The 15,395-nt window shown below is 71.8% G+C and carries 15 protein-coding genes and 3 pseudogenes; 4 read left to right on the forward strand and 14 right to left on the reverse strand.

All coding sequences use genetic code 11. The features are described from left to right. Nucleotides 1-21: 21 nt before the first annotated feature. From AB0A94_RS26715 to narI, 6 genes and pseudogenes are all read right to left on the reverse strand, one after another. On the reverse strand, nt 22-624 hold the full coding sequence (locus AB0A94_RS26715; protein ID WP_361748339.1) for an ATP/GTP-binding protein: 603 nt from the start codon (nt 622-624) through the stop codon (nt 22-24). After that, nucleotides 599-973 (reverse strand): DUF742 domain-containing protein, encoded by a 375-nt coding sequence (locus AB0A94_RS26720; protein ID WP_030827099.1) that lies wholly within the window; start codon nt 971-973, stop codon nt 599-601. Before AB0A94_RS26720 ends, AB0A94_RS26715 begins: the two co-directional genes overlap by 26 nt. Beyond that, nucleotides 970-1,371, reverse strand: a complete 402-nt coding sequence (locus tag AB0A94_RS26725; protein WP_030861626.1) for a roadblock/LC7 domain-containing protein — start codon at nt 1,369-1,371, stop codon at nt 970-972. The genes AB0A94_RS26720 and AB0A94_RS26725 overlap by 4 nt, the downstream gene beginning before the upstream one ends. Beyond that, entirely contained in the window at nt 1,368-2,576 is a 1,209-nt protein-coding gene (locus AB0A94_RS26730) for an ATP-binding protein (protein ID WP_361748342.1), read from the reverse strand. The genes AB0A94_RS26725 and AB0A94_RS26730 overlap by 4 nt, the downstream gene beginning before the upstream one ends. Before the next feature lie 421 nt (nt 2,577-2,997). Further along, nucleotides 2,998-4,278, reverse strand: a complete 1,281-nt coding sequence (locus AB0A94_RS26735) for a low temperature requirement protein A (protein WP_361748344.1) — start codon at nt 4,276-4,278, stop codon at nt 2,998-3,000. 309 nt (nt 4,279-4,587) lie between these two features. Then, a pseudogene (gene narI / locus AB0A94_RS26740) lies at nt 4,588-5,016 on the reverse strand (respiratory nitrate reductase subunit gamma); the annotation flags it as partial. Nucleotide 5,017: 1 nt separating this feature from the next. Between narI and AB0A94_RS26745 the strand changes: the two are divergent. Further along, nucleotides 5,018-5,341, forward strand: a pseudogene (locus AB0A94_RS26745) (MFS transporter); the annotation flags it as partial. A 201-nt stretch (nt 5,342-5,542) separates the two neighbouring features. On the opposite strand, the gene AB0A94_RS26750 reads toward AB0A94_RS26745, so the two are convergent. From AB0A94_RS26750 to AB0A94_RS26770, 5 genes are all read right to left on the reverse strand, one after another. Beyond that, nucleotides 5,543-6,754 (reverse strand): serine hydrolase domain-containing protein, encoded by a 1,212-nt coding sequence (locus tag AB0A94_RS26750; protein ID WP_361748346.1) that lies wholly within the window; start codon nt 6,752-6,754, stop codon nt 5,543-5,545. 192 nt (nt 6,755-6,946) lie between these two features. Further along, entirely contained in the window at nt 6,947-7,267 is a 321-nt protein-coding gene (locus AB0A94_RS26755) for a hypothetical protein (protein WP_361748348.1), read from the reverse strand. 147 nt (nt 7,268-7,414) lie between these two features. Then, a complete protein-coding gene (locus AB0A94_RS26760; protein WP_361748350.1) occupies nt 7,415-7,951 on the reverse strand; it encodes a hypothetical protein in 537 nt (178 codons plus the stop codon). 95 nt (nt 7,952-8,046) lie between these two features. Continuing rightward, nucleotides 8,047-8,799, reverse strand: a complete 753-nt coding sequence (locus AB0A94_RS26765; RefSeq protein ID WP_361748353.1) for an NAD(P)H-binding protein — start codon at nt 8,797-8,799, stop codon at nt 8,047-8,049. A gap of 146 nt (nt 8,800-8,945) precedes the next feature. Then, nucleotides 8,946-10,148 carry a globin domain-containing protein gene (locus AB0A94_RS26770; protein WP_361748355.1) on the reverse strand — a complete coding sequence of 401 codons (1,203 nt, stop codon included), beginning with the start codon at nt 10,146-10,148 and terminating at the stop codon, nt 8,946-8,948. Between the two features lie 210 nt (nt 10,149-10,358). Between AB0A94_RS26770 and AB0A94_RS26775 the strand changes: the two genes are divergently transcribed. Next, nucleotides 10,359-10,622, forward strand: coding sequence for a WhiB family transcriptional regulator (locus AB0A94_RS26775; protein ID WP_361748357.1), 264 nt, complete (start codon nt 10,359-10,361; stop codon nt 10,620-10,622). A gap of 134 nt (nt 10,623-10,756) precedes the next feature. After that, the gene (locus tag AB0A94_RS26780) at nt 10,757-11,206 is read left to right on the forward strand and encodes a cupin domain-containing protein (RefSeq protein ID WP_361748359.1); all 450 of its coding nucleotides are present in this window, start codon (nt 10,757-10,759) and stop codon (nt 11,204-11,206) included. Nucleotides 11,207-11,435: 229 nt separating this feature from the next. Here AB0A94_RS26780 and AB0A94_RS26785 read toward each other — a convergent pair whose 3' ends face one another. Next, nucleotides 11,436-11,909, reverse strand: a complete 474-nt coding sequence (locus tag AB0A94_RS26785) for a carboxymuconolactone decarboxylase family protein (protein WP_361748361.1) — start codon at nt 11,907-11,909, stop codon at nt 11,436-11,438. 276 nt (nt 11,910-12,185) lie between these two features. On the opposite strand from AB0A94_RS26785, the gene AB0A94_RS26790 reads away from it, so the two are divergent. Continuing rightward, the gene (locus tag AB0A94_RS26790; RefSeq protein WP_361748363.1) at nt 12,186-13,694 is read left to right on the forward strand and encodes a PTS transporter subunit EIIC; all 1,509 of its coding nucleotides are present in this window, start codon (nt 12,186-12,188) and stop codon (nt 13,692-13,694) included. A gap of 245 nt (nt 13,695-13,939) precedes the next feature. On the opposite strand, the gene AB0A94_RS26795 is transcribed toward AB0A94_RS26790, so the two are convergent. Beyond that, nucleotides 13,940-14,686 carry an SDR family oxidoreductase gene (locus tag AB0A94_RS26795; protein WP_361748365.1) on the reverse strand — a complete coding sequence of 249 codons (747 nt, stop codon included), beginning with the start codon at nt 14,684-14,686 and terminating at the stop codon, nt 13,940-13,942. A 105-nt stretch (nt 14,687-14,791) separates the two neighbouring features. Next, nucleotides 14,792-15,334, reverse strand: a pseudogene (locus tag AB0A94_RS26800) (FAD-binding protein); the annotation flags it as partial. Between the last annotated feature and the right edge of the window lie 61 nt (nt 15,335-15,395).

Consider the following 15,395-nt stretch of genomic DNA (forward strand, 5'->3'; position numbering starts at 1 on the left):
GTCCGGGCGGGCGCGGAGCGGTCAGGCCGCGCGGTCGAGCAGGTGCCTCACCAGGGCGATCAGCGCCTTGGCGGACGACTGCTGGTCGCGGGCGTCGCAGTAGACGACAGGGGTGTCCGGGAGCAGGTCGAGCGCCTCGCGCACCTCGGCCTCGCCGTAAGTGGTGCCGGGGTCGAAGCAGTTGACGGCGATGGCGTACTCCAGGCCGTACCGCTCGATGAGGTCGATGACCGGGAAGGTCTCCTCCAGACGTCCCGGGTCGACCAGGAGCAGCGCCCCGAGCGCGCCGCGGGCCATGTCCTCCCACAGCTGCATGAAGCGCTGCTGCCCCGGGGTGCCGAACAGGTACAGCACCAGGTCGTCGCTCAGGGTGAGACGGCCGAAGTCCAGGGCGACCGTGGTGGTGGTCTTGTCCGCCACGCCCCGCAGGTCGTCGACGTGGACGGACGCCTGGGTCATCTTCTCCTCGGTGCGCAGCGGAGTGATCTCCGACAGCGAACCGATGAAGGTCGTCTTGCCCACGGCGAAGTGCCCGACGACGAGGATCTTGGCGGCGTTGGTCACCGCGCTGGAGACGTAGATGGACCTCTGCGCCGTCTCAGCCGATGAGGGATTGGAGTCCATTCAGAACCTTCTCGAGGGTCGCTCTGTCAACGTTCTGGGCCCGGGGCGGCTCGGCCCGGCGGAGCAGGTGCCCCTGCTCCGCTAAATCGGTGAGCAGCAGCCGGGCCACCCCGACGGGCAGGCCGAGGTGGCCCGCCACCTCGGCGACCGACAGGTAGCCACCCGCGCACAGTTCCCAGATCGCCCTGACCTCGGGGCCGGCCCCCAGCGGAAGCGTCCGCTCGGGAGCCAGGGTGACCAAGGTGTGCAGCGCCAGTTCGTCCGAGGACGGCAGGCTCCGGCCGCCTGTGATGACGTACGAGCGGACGAAGTCACTGGTGACGGGTGCTTCCTCGCCGGGCGTCGTCATACGCCGACACCGTTGTCCGAGCGCGGGGCCACGCTCATCGCCTTGCTCAGCGCCGCCACCGTCTTCTGCATGCGGAACGACATGGCCTCCATGTCGACGTCCAGCGCCGCCGAGACGGCCAGGTAGGCGCCCTGCCCGGCCGCGATGAGGAAGATCCAGCCGCCGTCGTACTCCAGCAGCGTCTGCTTCCAGATGCCGTGCCCCGCTCCGACGAAACCGGCGACCGCCCGGCTCAGGGACTGCATGGAGCTCATCGCGGCGGCGTTCGTCTCGGCGTCGTCGCGTGAGATCTCGTCCGAACGCTGCAGCAGCAGGCCGTCACCCGAGACGAGGACCGCGTGGCGGGCTCCACGCACCTCGAGCACGTCGTTCAGCACCCACGACAGGTCGGTGTTCACTGGTGGTCAGGTCCTTCCGTGGTGTTGGTCCGCCCGAGCTGGGTACCGCGCGCGAACGCCCCCAGGCGTGACGCGGTCACCTCGCCGGCCGACTCGGACGTCTGCTGGTCGATGGCGGCCGTGTCCTCCGGCGCCGGCACCACCGAGATGGGCCCCTGGCGCCGGCGGCGCTTGGGCAGTCCGCCGGTCGTCGTGCCCACCACATGGGAGGGGCCGACCGGGACGGGCGCCAGCCGCTGCGGGGCGCTCTCCCCGCCCTGGTCCGAGGGCTCACGGACGGGTTCGGCGGGGGTGACGGCCTCGGCCGCCAGAAGGCTTTCCGGCACTCGGATCACTGCGCGCACTCCGCCGTAGGGGGACACCGAACCGACGGAGACGGCGAAGCCGTAGCGCGCGGCGAGCATGCCGCACACCGCGAACCCGAACCGGGGCGGGTCGCCGAGACCGGTGATGTCGACGGGGCCGTCGGCGGACAGCAGCGCCGCCGCCCGGTCCTTGGTCTCCTGGTCCATGCCCAGACCGGCGTCGTCGACGATGAAGCACACACCCGTCGGCACGGCCTGGATGTTGACCTCGACCGGTGTGCCCGGAGCGCTGTACGTGGTCGCGTTGTCCAGCAGCTCGGCGAGGACCACCGCCACCGGCTCGACGGCCTTGCTGGTGACGGCGACGCTGGCCTGCGCGTGGATGCTCACCCGGTTGAAGTCCTTGATGCGGCCCTGCGCGCTGCGGGCCACGTCGTAGACGGTCGCCACACCCTCGCGCCGGCCCAGCCATCCGCCGCACAGCACCGAGATGCCCTTGGCCCGGCGGCTGAACTGACTGCCGGTGTGGTCCACCGACATCAGGTCCGCCAGCACCTCGGTGTCGTTGCCGTACTTCTGCAGCAGCCCGTCCAGCAGCAGTTGCTGCTCCTCGGCGAGCGACTGGAGCGTGCCCATCGCCGACTTCAGCACCGCCTTGGTCGACGACTCCGCGTCCGCCCGGACGTCCGCGAGGTCACCGCGGTGCTGGGTGTCCAGGGCGGCGATGTGTCCCTGGAGCTGGTCGATCCGGCCCTGGGCCTGGCCCAGTCCGTCCTCCAGGTCCTTTTTCGTTTTTCGGAGCGCCAGATTGGTTCTCCGGGCCCGCTGCACTGCGAACACCGCAGCGACGAGCACCACAAGCAGGATCCATAGCAGCGGATCCCCGGTCAATGACGTCATGAGACTCTCTTCAAGTCGCATCGCGCCGGGAGTTCGGCAGATCCGCGCATGCGTGGTACGGGTCCGGGCCGTCGGACGGCACGGGCCTGCGGCGGACCAAGCCTCAACTCCTCAGCGATGGGGCCTTAGAGACTGTCCCCCGTACGCGTTCACGACGCGCCGCCAGCCTGCTGAAAGTTCGATGATCGTATCAGGCGGACGGTGGCAACCCACCTTACCGGGGGGTCACTTGACAACCCTCACGAGACCCGCACACCACACCGCCGCACGGCCCCGGGAAGCCGGTGCCGCCGTTGCGAGATGTCCCGTGCGTGCCCCGGTGAACCGGTGGAACGGGCTCCGGCGGCGGCGGAATCCGCGCAGTGCCAACGGCGTCCGACGGCCGCGTGGACACCACGGAAACGGGGCGTCGCGCGGGACCTCACCCCGTACCGAGGTCGCGCAGCATCCGCCGCTGGTGACGGTGACCGATCGTCTCGTAGCCGACCACGGTGACGAACGGGGCGAGCATCACCACCAGCAGGCACACCGCCGTCCCCGCCCCGGCGGCGGCGAGGAGCACCGCGGCGGCCAGCACCGCGAGGGTCAGCGAGATCAGCAGCAGGTGGAACCTGTCTCCCGCGGACAGCAGCAGGGTGTGCAGCAGATAGACCATCAGGAGGAAGAGGCCGACCGGCACGGCCAGCGACAGCACCACGGCGACGTCGCCGATCCTCGCGTGGTGCTCCAGGTGCAGCCCCGCCACGTGCAGCCCCGCGCCCGCGCCGGCGATGCCGACGAACAGCGGGATGTGGCCGTAGCCGAAGAGGTACCCGCGGCGCCGCCGGTGGACCAGGACGGCACCGAACGGGGTGGTGAAGTACACCCACCACATGCCGAAGGTCAGCCCCACACCGGCGACGACCACGGCGACCGCGTCGGCGCTCCAGCCCGTCCCGGCCGCGCCGCCCAGGAGGTCACCGGACGAGGCGACGGTGCCGACCACCCCCTCGCCGAGCGTGATGATCGCGAACAGGCCGTACCGTTCCGCGACGTGGTGCGGGTGCCACGGAGTGCCGTCGGCCCGGCCCTGGGCGAGCAGCGGCAGCAGCAGCTCCGCGACCCCCAGCACGGCGAAGGCGACGAACGCCACCGCGAGCGTCGGATGCGTGAACCCGACCACGACCCAGGCGATCTGGACCAGCACGGTCCCGCGGAGGTTCCGCATCCCCACGTCGTGGAACGGCGGGGACTCACGGGCCGCGCGCCACCACTGCAGCACCATGGCGATCCTTATCACGACGTACCCGATCACCATGGCGCGCAGCTCCAGGTGCTCGCCCTCCTCGACCGAGTGGAACATCGCCGGCAGGCCGAGGGAGAACACCACGACACCGACCATCTGCACCATGGTCAGGACCCGGTAGTGCCAGTCGTCGGTGGCGAACGCGGAGGAGAACCAGCTGAAGCTGATCCAGGCGACGCTGATCGCGAACATCGCCAGGGTGAAGGCGCCGACGGCCTCCAGGGCGTGGTCCTCGGCGAGCATCTCGGCGAAGTGGGAGGCCGCGGTGCCCACCGCCACCACGAACGTCAGGTCGAACAGCAGCTCCAGGGGCGTGGCGGACCGGCCCGGTTCCGCCGGGTCACGGCCGGTCATCGGCCTCCGGCTGTGCGCCAGCCTGCCACCGCCGGCCGGACTGATGTGCTCGGGGTCACTCATGAGCAGCATGATGACGCATGCGCACGGGAGCGCCGCCGCCATCGGCGGACCCGGCTACGGCAGGCCGCTCCAGTACGTCCGGAAGCGGGTCAGGACGAGCAGCGCGACCACGCCGTACCAGCCGGTCGGCAGCAGCCGGTCGTCGAGCGCGAGGCGCAGGGAGGCGAGCCGGCCGACGTCCCCGGTCGGCGTCATGAGCCGGCCGATGCGCCTGCCCGGTGCCGTCGCCGTGCCGGCCGGTCCGCTCATACGGCCCGCCGCCCGCCCGCCCGGCGCGGTGCCGGCGCCCCGCTGCCGGGGCGCCCCCGCGGCCGCGCGCCGCCGGTAGACCACGTAGGGGCGTACGAGGTAGCCGACCGGCGCGCTCCACACGTGGACGAGCCGGGTGAACGGCCGGGCCGCGAAGAGCAGACAGGCGGTGAGGGCGTGGAGCCGGAACAGCAGCGGGGCCCCGGCGATCGACCCCGGCTCGGGGGAGAGGGCGACCAGCCCGCGGAACCACACCGAGACGGTGGAGCGGTAGTCGTAGCCGGCGCCGAGGACGTTGTGGGCGGCGGTGGCGGCGATGCCGAGCAGCGCGGTGGCCGACAGCAGCGGGAAGAGGACCTTGTCGCTGCGGTCGGTGCCGAGCCGGACCCGGCGGCTCGGCAGCCGGCGGGCGCACAGTATGCCGAGGCCGGCGACCATGGCGACCCCGGCGGCCGAACCCGCCCACACGGCGGTGGTGTGGTACGTGTTCACCCCCGCCCTGGCGCCCGTCGGCACCGTCGCGTTCCTCTCCCTGGCCGCGGCGCCCGGCGCCGGAAGCGGCGCCGTCTTCGCCCTCGTGGCGCTGCTGGCCCCGGCGGGCAAGGTCGGCTCGGTCACCGGTGTCGTCGGTGCGGCCGGCGGCCTCGGCGGTTTCCTGCCGCCGCTGGTCATGGGCGCCCTGTACGGCGCGTACGGCTCCTACGCCGTGGGCCTGGTGCTGCTGGCCCTGGTGGCCGCGGCGGCCCTGGCCCACACCGCGACCGGTGTACGCGGCGGGGTCACCGCCCGCGTCCCCGCCGGCCGGCCGAACTGACCGGCACCTCCGAGGAACCACACCATGTGCGAGTACCGCGGCTGCCGGTCCCTGACGGCGATCGGCGACCTCACCCGCGAACACGACGCGGTGCGCGCCCGCGTCGGTTCGCGCGTGGAACAGCCGGCGGGCCGGGACGGGCCCGTGCCCCGGCCGGACGGTCGTCCGGCCGGGGCACGGGTGCGGGGGCCGGCGGCCGGGTCAGTCGCGGGCGACCTGGGGAGCGATGTCCTCGGTGTAACCGCGGGCCGGGGCGGCGGACTTGGCCGTGGCGGCGGCCGTACCGGAGCCGCAGAAGGAGGCGTCCAGCGTGGCGCCGAGGGTGGCGTTCACGGTCCCGTTGTTGGAGGTGTTCGCCAGGGAGGTCATGCTGCGGGCGCCGTCACTGGTGGTGAAGGCGTAGGTGTAGTAGCCCTGGACGGTTCCGGTGTGGCCGTAGACGGTGGTGCCGCAGGAGAGCTTCCGTGCCCTGAGGCCCAGTCCGTAGGACTGCTTCCCGTCCGCGGTGACCGGGACCGTGGCGGTCATCTCCTCCAGCTGCTCGGCGGGCAGGAGCCGGCCGGACAGCAGCGCGGAGAAGAAGCGGTTGAGGTCCTTCCCGTTGGAGATGACCGCGCCCGCGGACTGGGCCCAGGAGACGGTCTGTTCGGTGGAGTCGACCAGCGGCAGCGTGGTGTCGTCCTGGCGGAGGTAACCGCGGGCGTAGGAGCCGGAGAGGGTCGTCCTCGGATGGACGTACGAGGTGTTCCGCAGCCGCAGGGGAGCGAAGATGCGCCGCTGGTACTGGGTGGCGACCGGGGTGCCGGTGAGGTGCTCGATCATCTGCCCCAGCACCACGAAGTTGGTGTTGGAGTAACTGTAGGCGGCGCCCGGCGTGTTGTTCAGGGGGCGCGCGGTGGACAGGCCGATGAGCTCCTGGTAGCTGAAGACCTTGTTCCGGACCGCCTCGAAACCCGGGACGGTGTTGTAGAACATGTCGTTGGTGTAGTCGTACAGGCCGCTGCGGTGGCTGAGCAGGTGCCGCACGGTGATGCGGTCGTCGGGCAGCGGTTCGGGCAGGTAGTCGTTGGCCGGGGCGTCGAGTTCGACGCGCCCCTCGGCGGCGAGTTGCAGCAGCACCACCGCGGTGAAGGTCTTGCTGACGCTGCCCACGCGGAACCGGCGGTCGGTGTCCATCGCCGTGTGGGCGCCGGTGTCGGCCTCCCCGGTGGCGACGCGGTAGGTGGTGAAGCCCTCGTCGATCCGGGTGAGCGCTCCCGGAGCGCCCTGCGAGAGGGCCGTGTCGTGCACGGTGCGCACGGCGGTGAGGTCGGGGGCGGGCAGGGAGGAACTGTCCGCGAGGGCCGGAGAGGCCCCCAGAGTGACGATCAGGGTGGAGCCGGCGAGTACCAGACTCACGTCTTTGATCCGCATCCGCATCTTTCTTGATGGTGGGGGAATCGGAGGACGCCCGCGGCTACGGATCGGCTCAACTTCCCTTTGCCGTCGGGAAGTCGGAGAGGTCACCGGCGGCCGGGGCGGTACCGGGGGCATCGTAGTGCACCGCCGGTCGCCCGCCGGGCACCCGGAGCCCGGTCGCCGCGGCGTGGAATCCCGCCGGACGCCTCAGACGCCTCGGACACACGGACGCCCGGAGTGGCCCGCCCCGTCGAGGCTCACCAGCCGTGCGCCGGGGATGCCGTCATGGAGCGTCCGCGCCCGGTTCCGGCCGGTGCGGACGAAGTCGTCCGCACCGGCCGGAACCGGTGGGGGAGCGGTGCGGGAGGACAGCGGACCGCGGACGTCGAAGGGAGATCCCCCGCCCCGGTGCGGCGCGGTCGTGCAGCCGGCCGTCCCGGGGTGCCCGGCGATGTGCCGCTGCACGAAGCGCTCCATGAGGGCGACCGCGGCCGACCGTAGGGCGGTGCCCGCCACCGGTGCCGTCACACGTTGTGGAAAGAGGCCTTGCTACGTTGAACACAACGTTCCGGAACCCTGCGACACGGTCCCCCGTGAAGGGCGCCCGGAACGGGGTGGTTCCGGGCCCCTGTCCTGATTCTCGTCAGGCCGAGCCCGGAACCGCGGGGAGAGACGTCAGGGGCACTTGGCCCGGTACAGGCCCCGGCCGCTGCGCCGGATGCGGGACGTGCCGACGAGGCGGTCGAGGGTGCTGCGGACCGCGTTGATGGTGCCGCTGTCGGTGTCCCGGCCGAGGGCCGCCGCCACGTCGCGGGCCCGTACGTCCACGTCCCCCACCGTGGCGAAGTAGTCGAGGATCTGCTCGGTGAGCCGGCCGTACTTCTTCCGCCCGTCCGCGTCGGCGGAGGGGCCGGAGGTGCGGCGGACCTGCGCCGGGGTCTTCGCCGCGACGTCCGCGGAGGGCACGTCCCCCCTGGGCGCCGGCGCCTGCCGAGGCTCCGCCGCGCCGGCCCGGGCCGGGTCCGCCGGGGCGGGTTCACGCATCAGGACCTGGAGGGCGCCGAGGGCCCGCCGGACGGAGCCCAGGTGTGCCACGACGGCGGCCAGTTCCCTCTCCAGGGCCTGCTTCTGCAACTCCAGGCGGGCCAGGTCCTCCTGGAGGCTCTCGGCGGTGACCTCGATGTTGTGCGCCGCGTCGGTTCCAGAGACCACGTGTTCCCCTCGTCCTCAACCTTCCCACCACATCGTATCGCCGACGGCATCGGCACCGTTGTGGCACGGACGGAACGGCCCCGGGGACCGTGTGGTCAGCGCGTGCCCCGGTGGGCGGCCATCCAGTCGGTGTAACGGGTGGGGGCGAGACGGGCGTCCTCCTCGGCGGTGAGGACGTCCCCGCGGACGACACCGAACATTCCCGCGTCGTCGTCCCTGACGACGGTGTGACGGGTGTCGGCACGGGCCGCCAGGGTGACCCGGCCCAGCTCGTCGAGGGGGAGGACCTCGGGGCCGGCGACGTTGCGGATTCCCCCCAGCGGGGCCCCCGCGGCCACCGAGGCGACGGCGTCGGCCACGTCCTCGGCGGCGATGACCTGCACCGGGGTCCCGGGCAGACGGATGGTGTCCCCTTCGGTGGTCCAGGACAGGATCGCGTCCACGAACTCCATGAACTGGGTGGCACGCACGATGGAGTACGGGACCGGTCCGGCGGTCAGGAGCTCCTCCTGGAGGGCCTTCGCCCGGTAGTAGTCCAGCTCCGGCACCCGGTCCACACCGACGATGGAGAGGATGACGAAGTGACCCGCTCCGGCCTTCTCCGCGGCGGCCAGCAGCTTCTCCGTCGAGGTCCGGAAGAAAGAAGGCGAGGCCTCGTCGAAGGTGGGGGAGTTCGTCAGGTCGACGATCACCTCGGCGCCCTCGACCGCCTTCTCCAGCCCTTCACCGGTGAGCACGTCCACCCCGGTCGACCGCGCGTGGGGCACCGCTTCGTGACCGGCGGCGTTCAGCTTCTCGACGACCTTCGACCCGATCAGGCCGGTACCGCCGAGGACTGCGATCTTCATGACGTGCCCTTCACGAAGGAGCGACATGGTGTTCACGGCTTGTCCGGCAACATGTTAGTGCCACTGTTGCGGTCGGCAAGACGAAGCGTGTGAACGTGACGACGGCAGGCGGACCGCCCGAGCGGCGGTCCGCCTCCCGTCCGGTGCTACTTGCTGAGCCAGAGGTCGGGACCGAACACCTCGTAGTGGACGTCCTTCGGGCCGATCCCCCGGGCGAGCAGGTCACCGCGGAGGGCCTGCATGAAGGGCAGCGGGCCGCACAGGAACGCGCTGACGCCCTCCCGCAGCGACAGCCGGGTCACGTCGGCCCGGCCCTCGTGCACGTGGGGCGCCACCGGCTCCCCGGGCGTCTCGTACCACACGTGCAGCGCGGCGTTCGGGAGCCGGCCGACGAGTTCCTCCATCTCCAGACGGTGTGCGTGGTGGGCGGGAGAGCGGTCGGCGTGCAGGACGGTGACGTGGCGCTCGGCCGAGGTGTCGGCCAGGTGGTCGAGCATCGACAGCATGGGCGTGATACCGATGCCGGCGGAGGCGAGCAGCAGCGGGCTGTCGCCCTCGGGGAGCACGAGGTCGCCGAAGGGCAGGGAGACCTTCACGATGTCGCCCGGGCGGGCGTGGGCGTGGAGCCAGGAGGACACCTCTCCCTCGGGGGCCCGGCCGTCGGCGGAGCGCTCGCGCTTCACGGTGATCCGCCAGGTCTTGCGGCCGGGGGCGGTGGAGAGGCTGTACTGGCGTATCTGCTTCGCCCCGTCGGGGAGTCCGACCTGGACACTGACGTACTGGCCGGGGGTGAACGGCCCGGTGGGAGCGCCGTCGGGGCGGCGCAGCTCGAAGGAGGCCGCGTCGACCGACTCCTCGGTGCGTCCGGCGATCTCCAGGTCCTGCCAGACGGCGCCGTTCTCGATCCCCGCGCCGGCGTACAGCCGTGCCTCCGCGGCGATCAGCGCGTTGGCCATGAGCCAGTACACCTCGTCCCAGGCGGCCGCGACCTCGGGGGTCACGGCGTCCCCGAGGACCTCGCCGACGGCCCCCATCAGATGCCGTCCCACGAGCGTGTACTGGTCGGAGGTGATGCCGAGCGAGGCGTGCTTGTGGGCGATGCGCCCGAGGACGGCGTCGGGACGTTCGCCGGGCCGCTCCACCAGCGTGGTGGCGAAGGCCGCGACGGCGCCGGCGAGGGCCTCGCGCTGGGCGCCGTTGGCCTGGTTCGCGCGGTTGAACAGGCTGCGCGGCAGATCCGGGCGCTCCTCGAACAGCCGGCGGTAGAACAGCTCGGTGATGCTGCCGAGGGAGGCCCCGACGGCGGGCAGCGTGGCCCGGACGACCGGGATCGACTGGGTGGAGAGCATCTTCTGGCTCCTTGGTCGGCACTGGTGTGCTTCGTGGATCGCGCGCAACGGCATGCTAGTTAATTGGTATCTGGGATTCCTATTTACGGGGGTGTGATCTGTGCGACTCTCCCGCGCGCACCGCTCCGACCTCGCCCGTGTCACATCCGCGCGGCGCGCCCGGTCTCTCCTGAGGAGGACCGTGACGCGTGCGGACGAGGAGGCCCGGCCATGGACTGGTGCGAGAAGGCGAGTTGCCGGGACGTGGACCCGGACCTGTTCTTCCCCATCGGCGACAGCGGCCCGACGCTGCTGCAGATCGACGAGGCGAAGGCCGTCTGCCACCGCTGCCCCGTCATGGGGGAATGCCTGGCCCAGGCCCTCACGGCCGATCCCGTGGAGGGGATATGGGGCGGTACCACCGAGGGCGAGCGCCGTGCGATGGGACGCCGCCCGGCCGGCCCTTCCGGGGGGACCGCGGCCGCCCCCGTGTGACCGGCGCACCGCGGCCCGCGGGGCCACCCGTGTCACAGACGGGCACCCCGCTCGGTCAACACCGGGGAACAGTCGTGGGGCGCGGGCGGTGTTCCCGCTCCCCGACACGGAACACCCACGAAAGGTGCGACACGGTGTCGGACAACCACGCAGGACACGTGCACGGGGCCGACGGGCACGGCGAGGGGGCGAGCTGGACGAAGGCGGCCCGGATGATCCAGGACGCCTCGCCGATCACCGTCCCGGAGGGTGCGTCGGCGATGACCGTCGAGGTCGAGTGGGAGCCCGGCGACCCCGGAACCCCTCCCCACCGTCACTCGGGCCCGGCGTTCGGTTACGTCGTCGAGGGCGCCGTCCGTTTCGAACTCGAGGGTGAGCCCGAGCGCGTCGTCGAGGCCGGCGGGACGTTCTGGGAGCCCGGCGGCGACGTCATCCACTATCAGGACGGCAACGCGCTGACCGACGCGCGCACCCGGTTCGTGGTGACCATGATGTGCGCGCCGGGCAGGCCCATGCTCGAGCTGGTCGACGAGGAGGAACTGGCACGGCGGGCCCACCTGCGCGCCCCGCGGCCCGCCGCCTGAGCCGCCGCCCGCCCACCCGGGAAACGTCCGGCCCCCGTCCCCTCCGGCAGCGGAGGGGACGGGGGCCGGACGGCGGTCCGCAGCGCGCGCACCGCGCCGACGGCGGCCGCGCCGCGCATCAGGGAGTCCGGCAGGAAGCCGTCGTGCGGCACACCCGGCGCCGCCAGTGGGTGGGGCGGCCGCCGCTGTCCTGGCTCGGCGGGATGCGCCGGCGGCTGAGGCGGGTGCCTCAGCCGAACTGGCCCGGCTGGTAGTCGCCGGCGGGCTGCTGGACGATGACATTGATGCGGTTGTAGGCGTTGATGATCGCGATCAGGGAGACCAGCGCGGCGAGCCCGTCCTCGTCGAAGTGCTTCGCGGCGTTCGCCCAGGCCTCGTCCGTGACGCCACCGGCGGCGTCCGCGATGCGGGTGCCCTGCTCGGCCAGCTCCAGGGCCGCGCGCTCGGCCTCGGTGAAGACCTTGGCCTCGCGCCACGTGGCGACCAGGTTGAGGCGCTGCTGGGTCTCGCCCGCGGCGGTGGCGTCCTTGGTGTGCATGTCGGTGCAGAAGCCGCAGCCGTTGATCTGGCTGGCGCGGATCTTCACCAGTTCCTGGGTCGTGACCAGCAGGATCGAGTCGTGCACCACCTTGTTCGCCGAGTTGATGTGCTTGAGCACCTTGCCGGCGAGCGCGTTGCCGAAGAGGTTGATGCGAGCGTCCATGAGGGAATCCGTCCTCCGTAGTGCGGTTACACCCTCATGACCGGGACGGCGCGGCACCCGTGACAGCAGTCCGACGTGACGTACGTCACGCCGTCGGCGTCCATGTGGTCCGATCGACACGGTGGCACACGGTGCGTGGACGGCCTCTGTGCGGCCCGCCGCTTTCGGACGCTTGACGCCCCGGGGTGCTGAAAATATCTTTCAGCTTCCAGCGGGACGCGAGAAAGAAAATTTCGAAGACGTGCCGGCCCCCTCACAGCAAGGCATGACCGCACCATGAGCGAAGAGAACAAGCACCACGCCATCGCCGCCGCCCTCCTCCCCCTGGTCGGAGGCGCGCAGAACGTGACGTCGGTGGCCCACTGCATGACCCGTCTCAGGTTGGGGCTGCACGACCGCTCCCTCGTGCAGGACGAGCGGCTCAAGGCACTTCCCGCGGTCATGGGCGTCGTCGAGGACGACACCTACCAGATCGTGCTGGGGCCGGGAGCGGTGGCGCGTGTCACCCCGGAGTTCGAGGCTCTGGTCGAGGCGGAGAGGACCGGGACCGCGACGGCGTCCTCCGCCCCGGACCGCGGGGACGGCCCCGTGACGGCCGAGGCGCTCGCCGCACGGGGAGCGGCGCTCAGGACGGAACGGAAGGCGAGGAACGCGACGCCGTTCAAGCTGTTCCTGCGCCGGATCGCGAACATTTTCGTGCCGCTGATCCCCGCGCTCATCGGCTGCGGCATCATCGCCGGTCTGAACGGCCTGCTGGTCAACCTGCACTGGCTGCCGGGAGTCACCCCGGCCCTGGCCGCCATCGCGTCCGGGTTCATGGCGCTGATCGCTGTCTTCGTCGGCCACAACACGGCCAAGGAGTTCGGCGGTACGCCGATCCTGGGCGGTGCCGTCGCGTCGGTCGTCGTCTACGCGGGAGTGGCGGACGTCGAGGCGTTCGGACGGCACCTCGCACCGGGGCAGGGTGGCGTGCTCGGTGCCCTGGGTGCCGCGTGGCTCGGCGTGTACGTGGAGAAGTGGTGCCGGCGCCGGGTGCCCGAGGCGGTCGACGTCCTGGTGACGCCGACCGTCACCGTGCTCGTGGCCGGACTGGCGACCCTGTTCGGACTGATGTTCCTCGCCGGTGCGGTGTCCGCCTGGATCGGCGACGCCGCCGACTGGCTGCTGTCCCACGGTGGCGCGGGCGCCGGGTTCCTCCTCGGGGGCCTCTTCCTGCCGCTGGTCATGCTGGGCCTGCACCAGGCCCTGATCCCCATCCACACGACCCTCATCGAGGGCGCCGGCTTCACCGTCCTGCTGCCGATCCTCGCGATGGCGGGCGCGGGACAGGTCGGTGCGGCGATCGCGGTCTACTACCGGCTGCCGCACAACACCTCGATCCGGACGACCGTCAAGTCCGCGCTCTGGCCCGGCCTCCTCGGCGTCGGCGAGCCCCTCATCTACGGCGTGTCCCTCCCCCTGGGACGTCCGTTCGTCACCGCCTGCGCGGGCGGAGCCTTCGGCGGCGCGTTCGTCGGTCTCTTCAACCAGCTGGGCACGGACGTCGGTTCGACCGCGATCGGTCCCTCCGGGTGGGCGCTGTTCCCCCTCCTCGACGGCGGCCACGGTCCGGCGCGGACGGTCGCCGTCTACGCCGCAGGTCTGCTCGTCGGTTATGCGACGGGCTTCCTCGCCACCTACTGCTTCGGCTTCACGAAGACCATGCTCGCGGAACTCGACGCGGCGCCCGCCGCTCCGCCGGAGGGCCGGACCGTTCCCGCGGAGCGCGCCGCCGAGAAGGTCTGACCCGACGGCCGCGAAGGCCGGAAACGCCGCCCGGTCAGGGCCGGCACGGCGGGGGAGTTCCCTTCCCCGGCGGCCGGGCCGGTGCCCGGCGCCGCAGGGCCACCGGACCCTCGAAACCGACCCGGTGCTGCCCGTGGGCGTCCCGTTCTCGGATTCCCGTGTCCGGACTCCGGGTCCGGACTCCGGGTCCGGACGCTCACGTGGGCCTCGGACCGGGAGGGCCGGGAGCCGCCCCCCCGGAGGACTCACTTCTGTCGCGCGAGCCAGTCGGAGAAACCGGTCTCGGCGATGTGCGCGTCGGGGCCGGGCAGGAGGGTGGTCTCCCGCAGTTCGGCGCCGAAGTACCTCGCGTGCGGGTCCGTCACGACCGTGCGCGGGTCGTTCCTGGCGGCGAGGCCCTCGCGGATGAGCTCGTCCAGCTGGAACGTGTCGGGGCCGGCGACCTCCACCACGCCGTCGACGGGCGTGCCGACGGCTGTACGGCCCACGGCGGCGGCCACGTCGTCGGAGTGGACGGGCCGGATCCCGACCGGGGCGAGACGCACCGTGTCACCCTCGGTCGCCGCCTCCGCGATGCCCTTCACGAACTCGAAGAACTGCGTGGCGTGAACGATGGAGTAGGGAATCCCGGACTCCTTGATCAGCTCCTCCTGCGCCTGCTTGGCACGGAAGTAGCCGCTCTCCTGGAGCCGCTCGGTGCCGACCACGGAGAGCGCGACGTGGTGGGTCACACCGGCCTCCGACTCCGCCTTGAGGAGGTTGGTGGTCGAGGTGCGGAAGAACTCCATGACGGCGTCGTCCGCGAACGACGGCGAGTTCGACACGTCGACCACGACGGAGGCACCCCGCAGGACCTCGGCCAGACCCTCACCGGTCAGCGTGTCGACGCCGGTGCTCGGCGCGGCCGGCACCGCCTCGTGCCCATGTGCGTTGAGCTTCTCCACCAGCTTCGAGCCGATGAGCCCGGTACCGCCGATGACTACGACCTTCATGAGGGGGATCCTCTCGGAAGTTCTGCTGTCTGCACTTGGAAGGACCGGGTGGGTGCTCTTTCTGTGACGGGATCCCGTGCGAATCCCGGAATTTCTTTCCCCGCGTCACTCGGCGAGCTTGCCGTCGGTCGAGACGTCCTCCATCCGCTTCTCGATGGAGGCGAGGTCCGCCAGTCCGGTCCGCAGACCCTCCTCGTCCCGCACGACGCCCGCATGCTCGGTCATGGCGTTGCGGAGGGCGCGCTGCAGCGCCCGGATGTTCTCCGGACCGTCGGCGGCGAGGAGCCCGTCGACCTCCGCGCGGGCCTGTGCCACCGCCGCCGCCGACCGCGGCTGCGCCGTCGGCGACTCCGAGCGGGCGGTGGCCGCCTGCCCGGTGATACGGCCGTACACCAGCAGCTCGACGAGACTGTTGCCGCCCAGACGGTTGGCGCCGTGCAGCCCGCTCGCCGCCTCACCGATGGCGTACAGGCCGTGGACGTCGGTGCTGTGCTCCTCCGGCCGGACCCAGACGCCGCCCATCGAGCAGTGCGCCGTGGGGGCGACCTCGATGGGGTCCCGGGTGATGTCCAGCATCTGCGGGTCCAGCAGCGTCCGGTGGACCCGGGGCAGCCGGTTCATGATCGTCCGCCGGGGCAGGTGGGAGACGACGAGACTCGTCCAACCCGTACGGCTCTTCCCATGTCACGGGCCGGTGGCACAGCACTCT

It is taken from the genome of Streptomyces sp. NPDC044984, assembly GCF_040646935.1.
Taxonomy (GTDB): domain Bacteria; phylum Actinomycetota; class Actinomycetes; order Streptomycetales; family Streptomycetaceae; genus Streptomyces.

Bases quoted from the DNA above. Each gene is read 5' to 3' on its own strand.
- AB0A94_RS26785 (WP_361748361.1), bottom strand. From the start codon at position 11,909: ATGGACGCTCGCATCAACCTCTTCGGCAACGCGCTCGCCGGCAAGGTG.
- AB0A94_RS26770 (WP_361748355.1), bottom strand. From the start codon at position 10,148: ATGCTCTCCACCCAGTCGATCCCGGTCGTCCGGGCCACGCTGCCCGCC.
- AB0A94_RS26735 (WP_361748344.1), bottom strand. From the start codon at position 4,278: ATGAGTGACCCCGAGCACATCAGTCCGGCCGGCGGTGGCAGGCTGGCG.
- AB0A94_RS26720 (WP_030827099.1), bottom strand. From the start codon at position 973: ATGACGACGCCCGGCGAGGAAGCACCCGTCACCAGTGACTTCGTCCGC.
- AB0A94_RS26795 (WP_361748365.1), bottom strand. From the start codon at position 14,686: ATGAAGGTCGTAGTCATCGGCGGTACCGGGCTCATCGGCTCGAAGCTG.
- AB0A94_RS26765 (WP_361748353.1), bottom strand. From the start codon at position 8,799: ATGAAGATCGCAGTCCTCGGCGGTACCGGCCTGATCGGGTCGAAGGTC.
- AB0A94_RS26730 (WP_361748342.1), bottom strand. From the start codon at position 2,576: ATGACGTCATTGACCGGGGATCCGCTGCTATGGATCCTGCTTGTGGTG.
- AB0A94_RS26715 (WP_361748339.1), bottom strand. From the start codon at position 624: ATGGACTCCAATCCCTCATCGGCTGAGACGGCGCAGAGGTCCATCTAC.
- AB0A94_RS26775 (WP_361748357.1), top strand. From the start codon at position 10,359: ATGGACTGGTGCGAGAAGGCGAGTTGCCGGGACGTGGACCCGGACCTG.
- AB0A94_RS26750 (WP_361748346.1), bottom strand. From the start codon at position 6,754: ATGCGGATCAAAGACGTGAGTCTGGTACTCGCCGGCTCCACCCTGATC.
- AB0A94_RS26790 (WP_361748363.1), top strand. From the start codon at position 12,186: ATGAGCGAAGAGAACAAGCACCACGCCATCGCCGCCGCCCTCCTCCCC.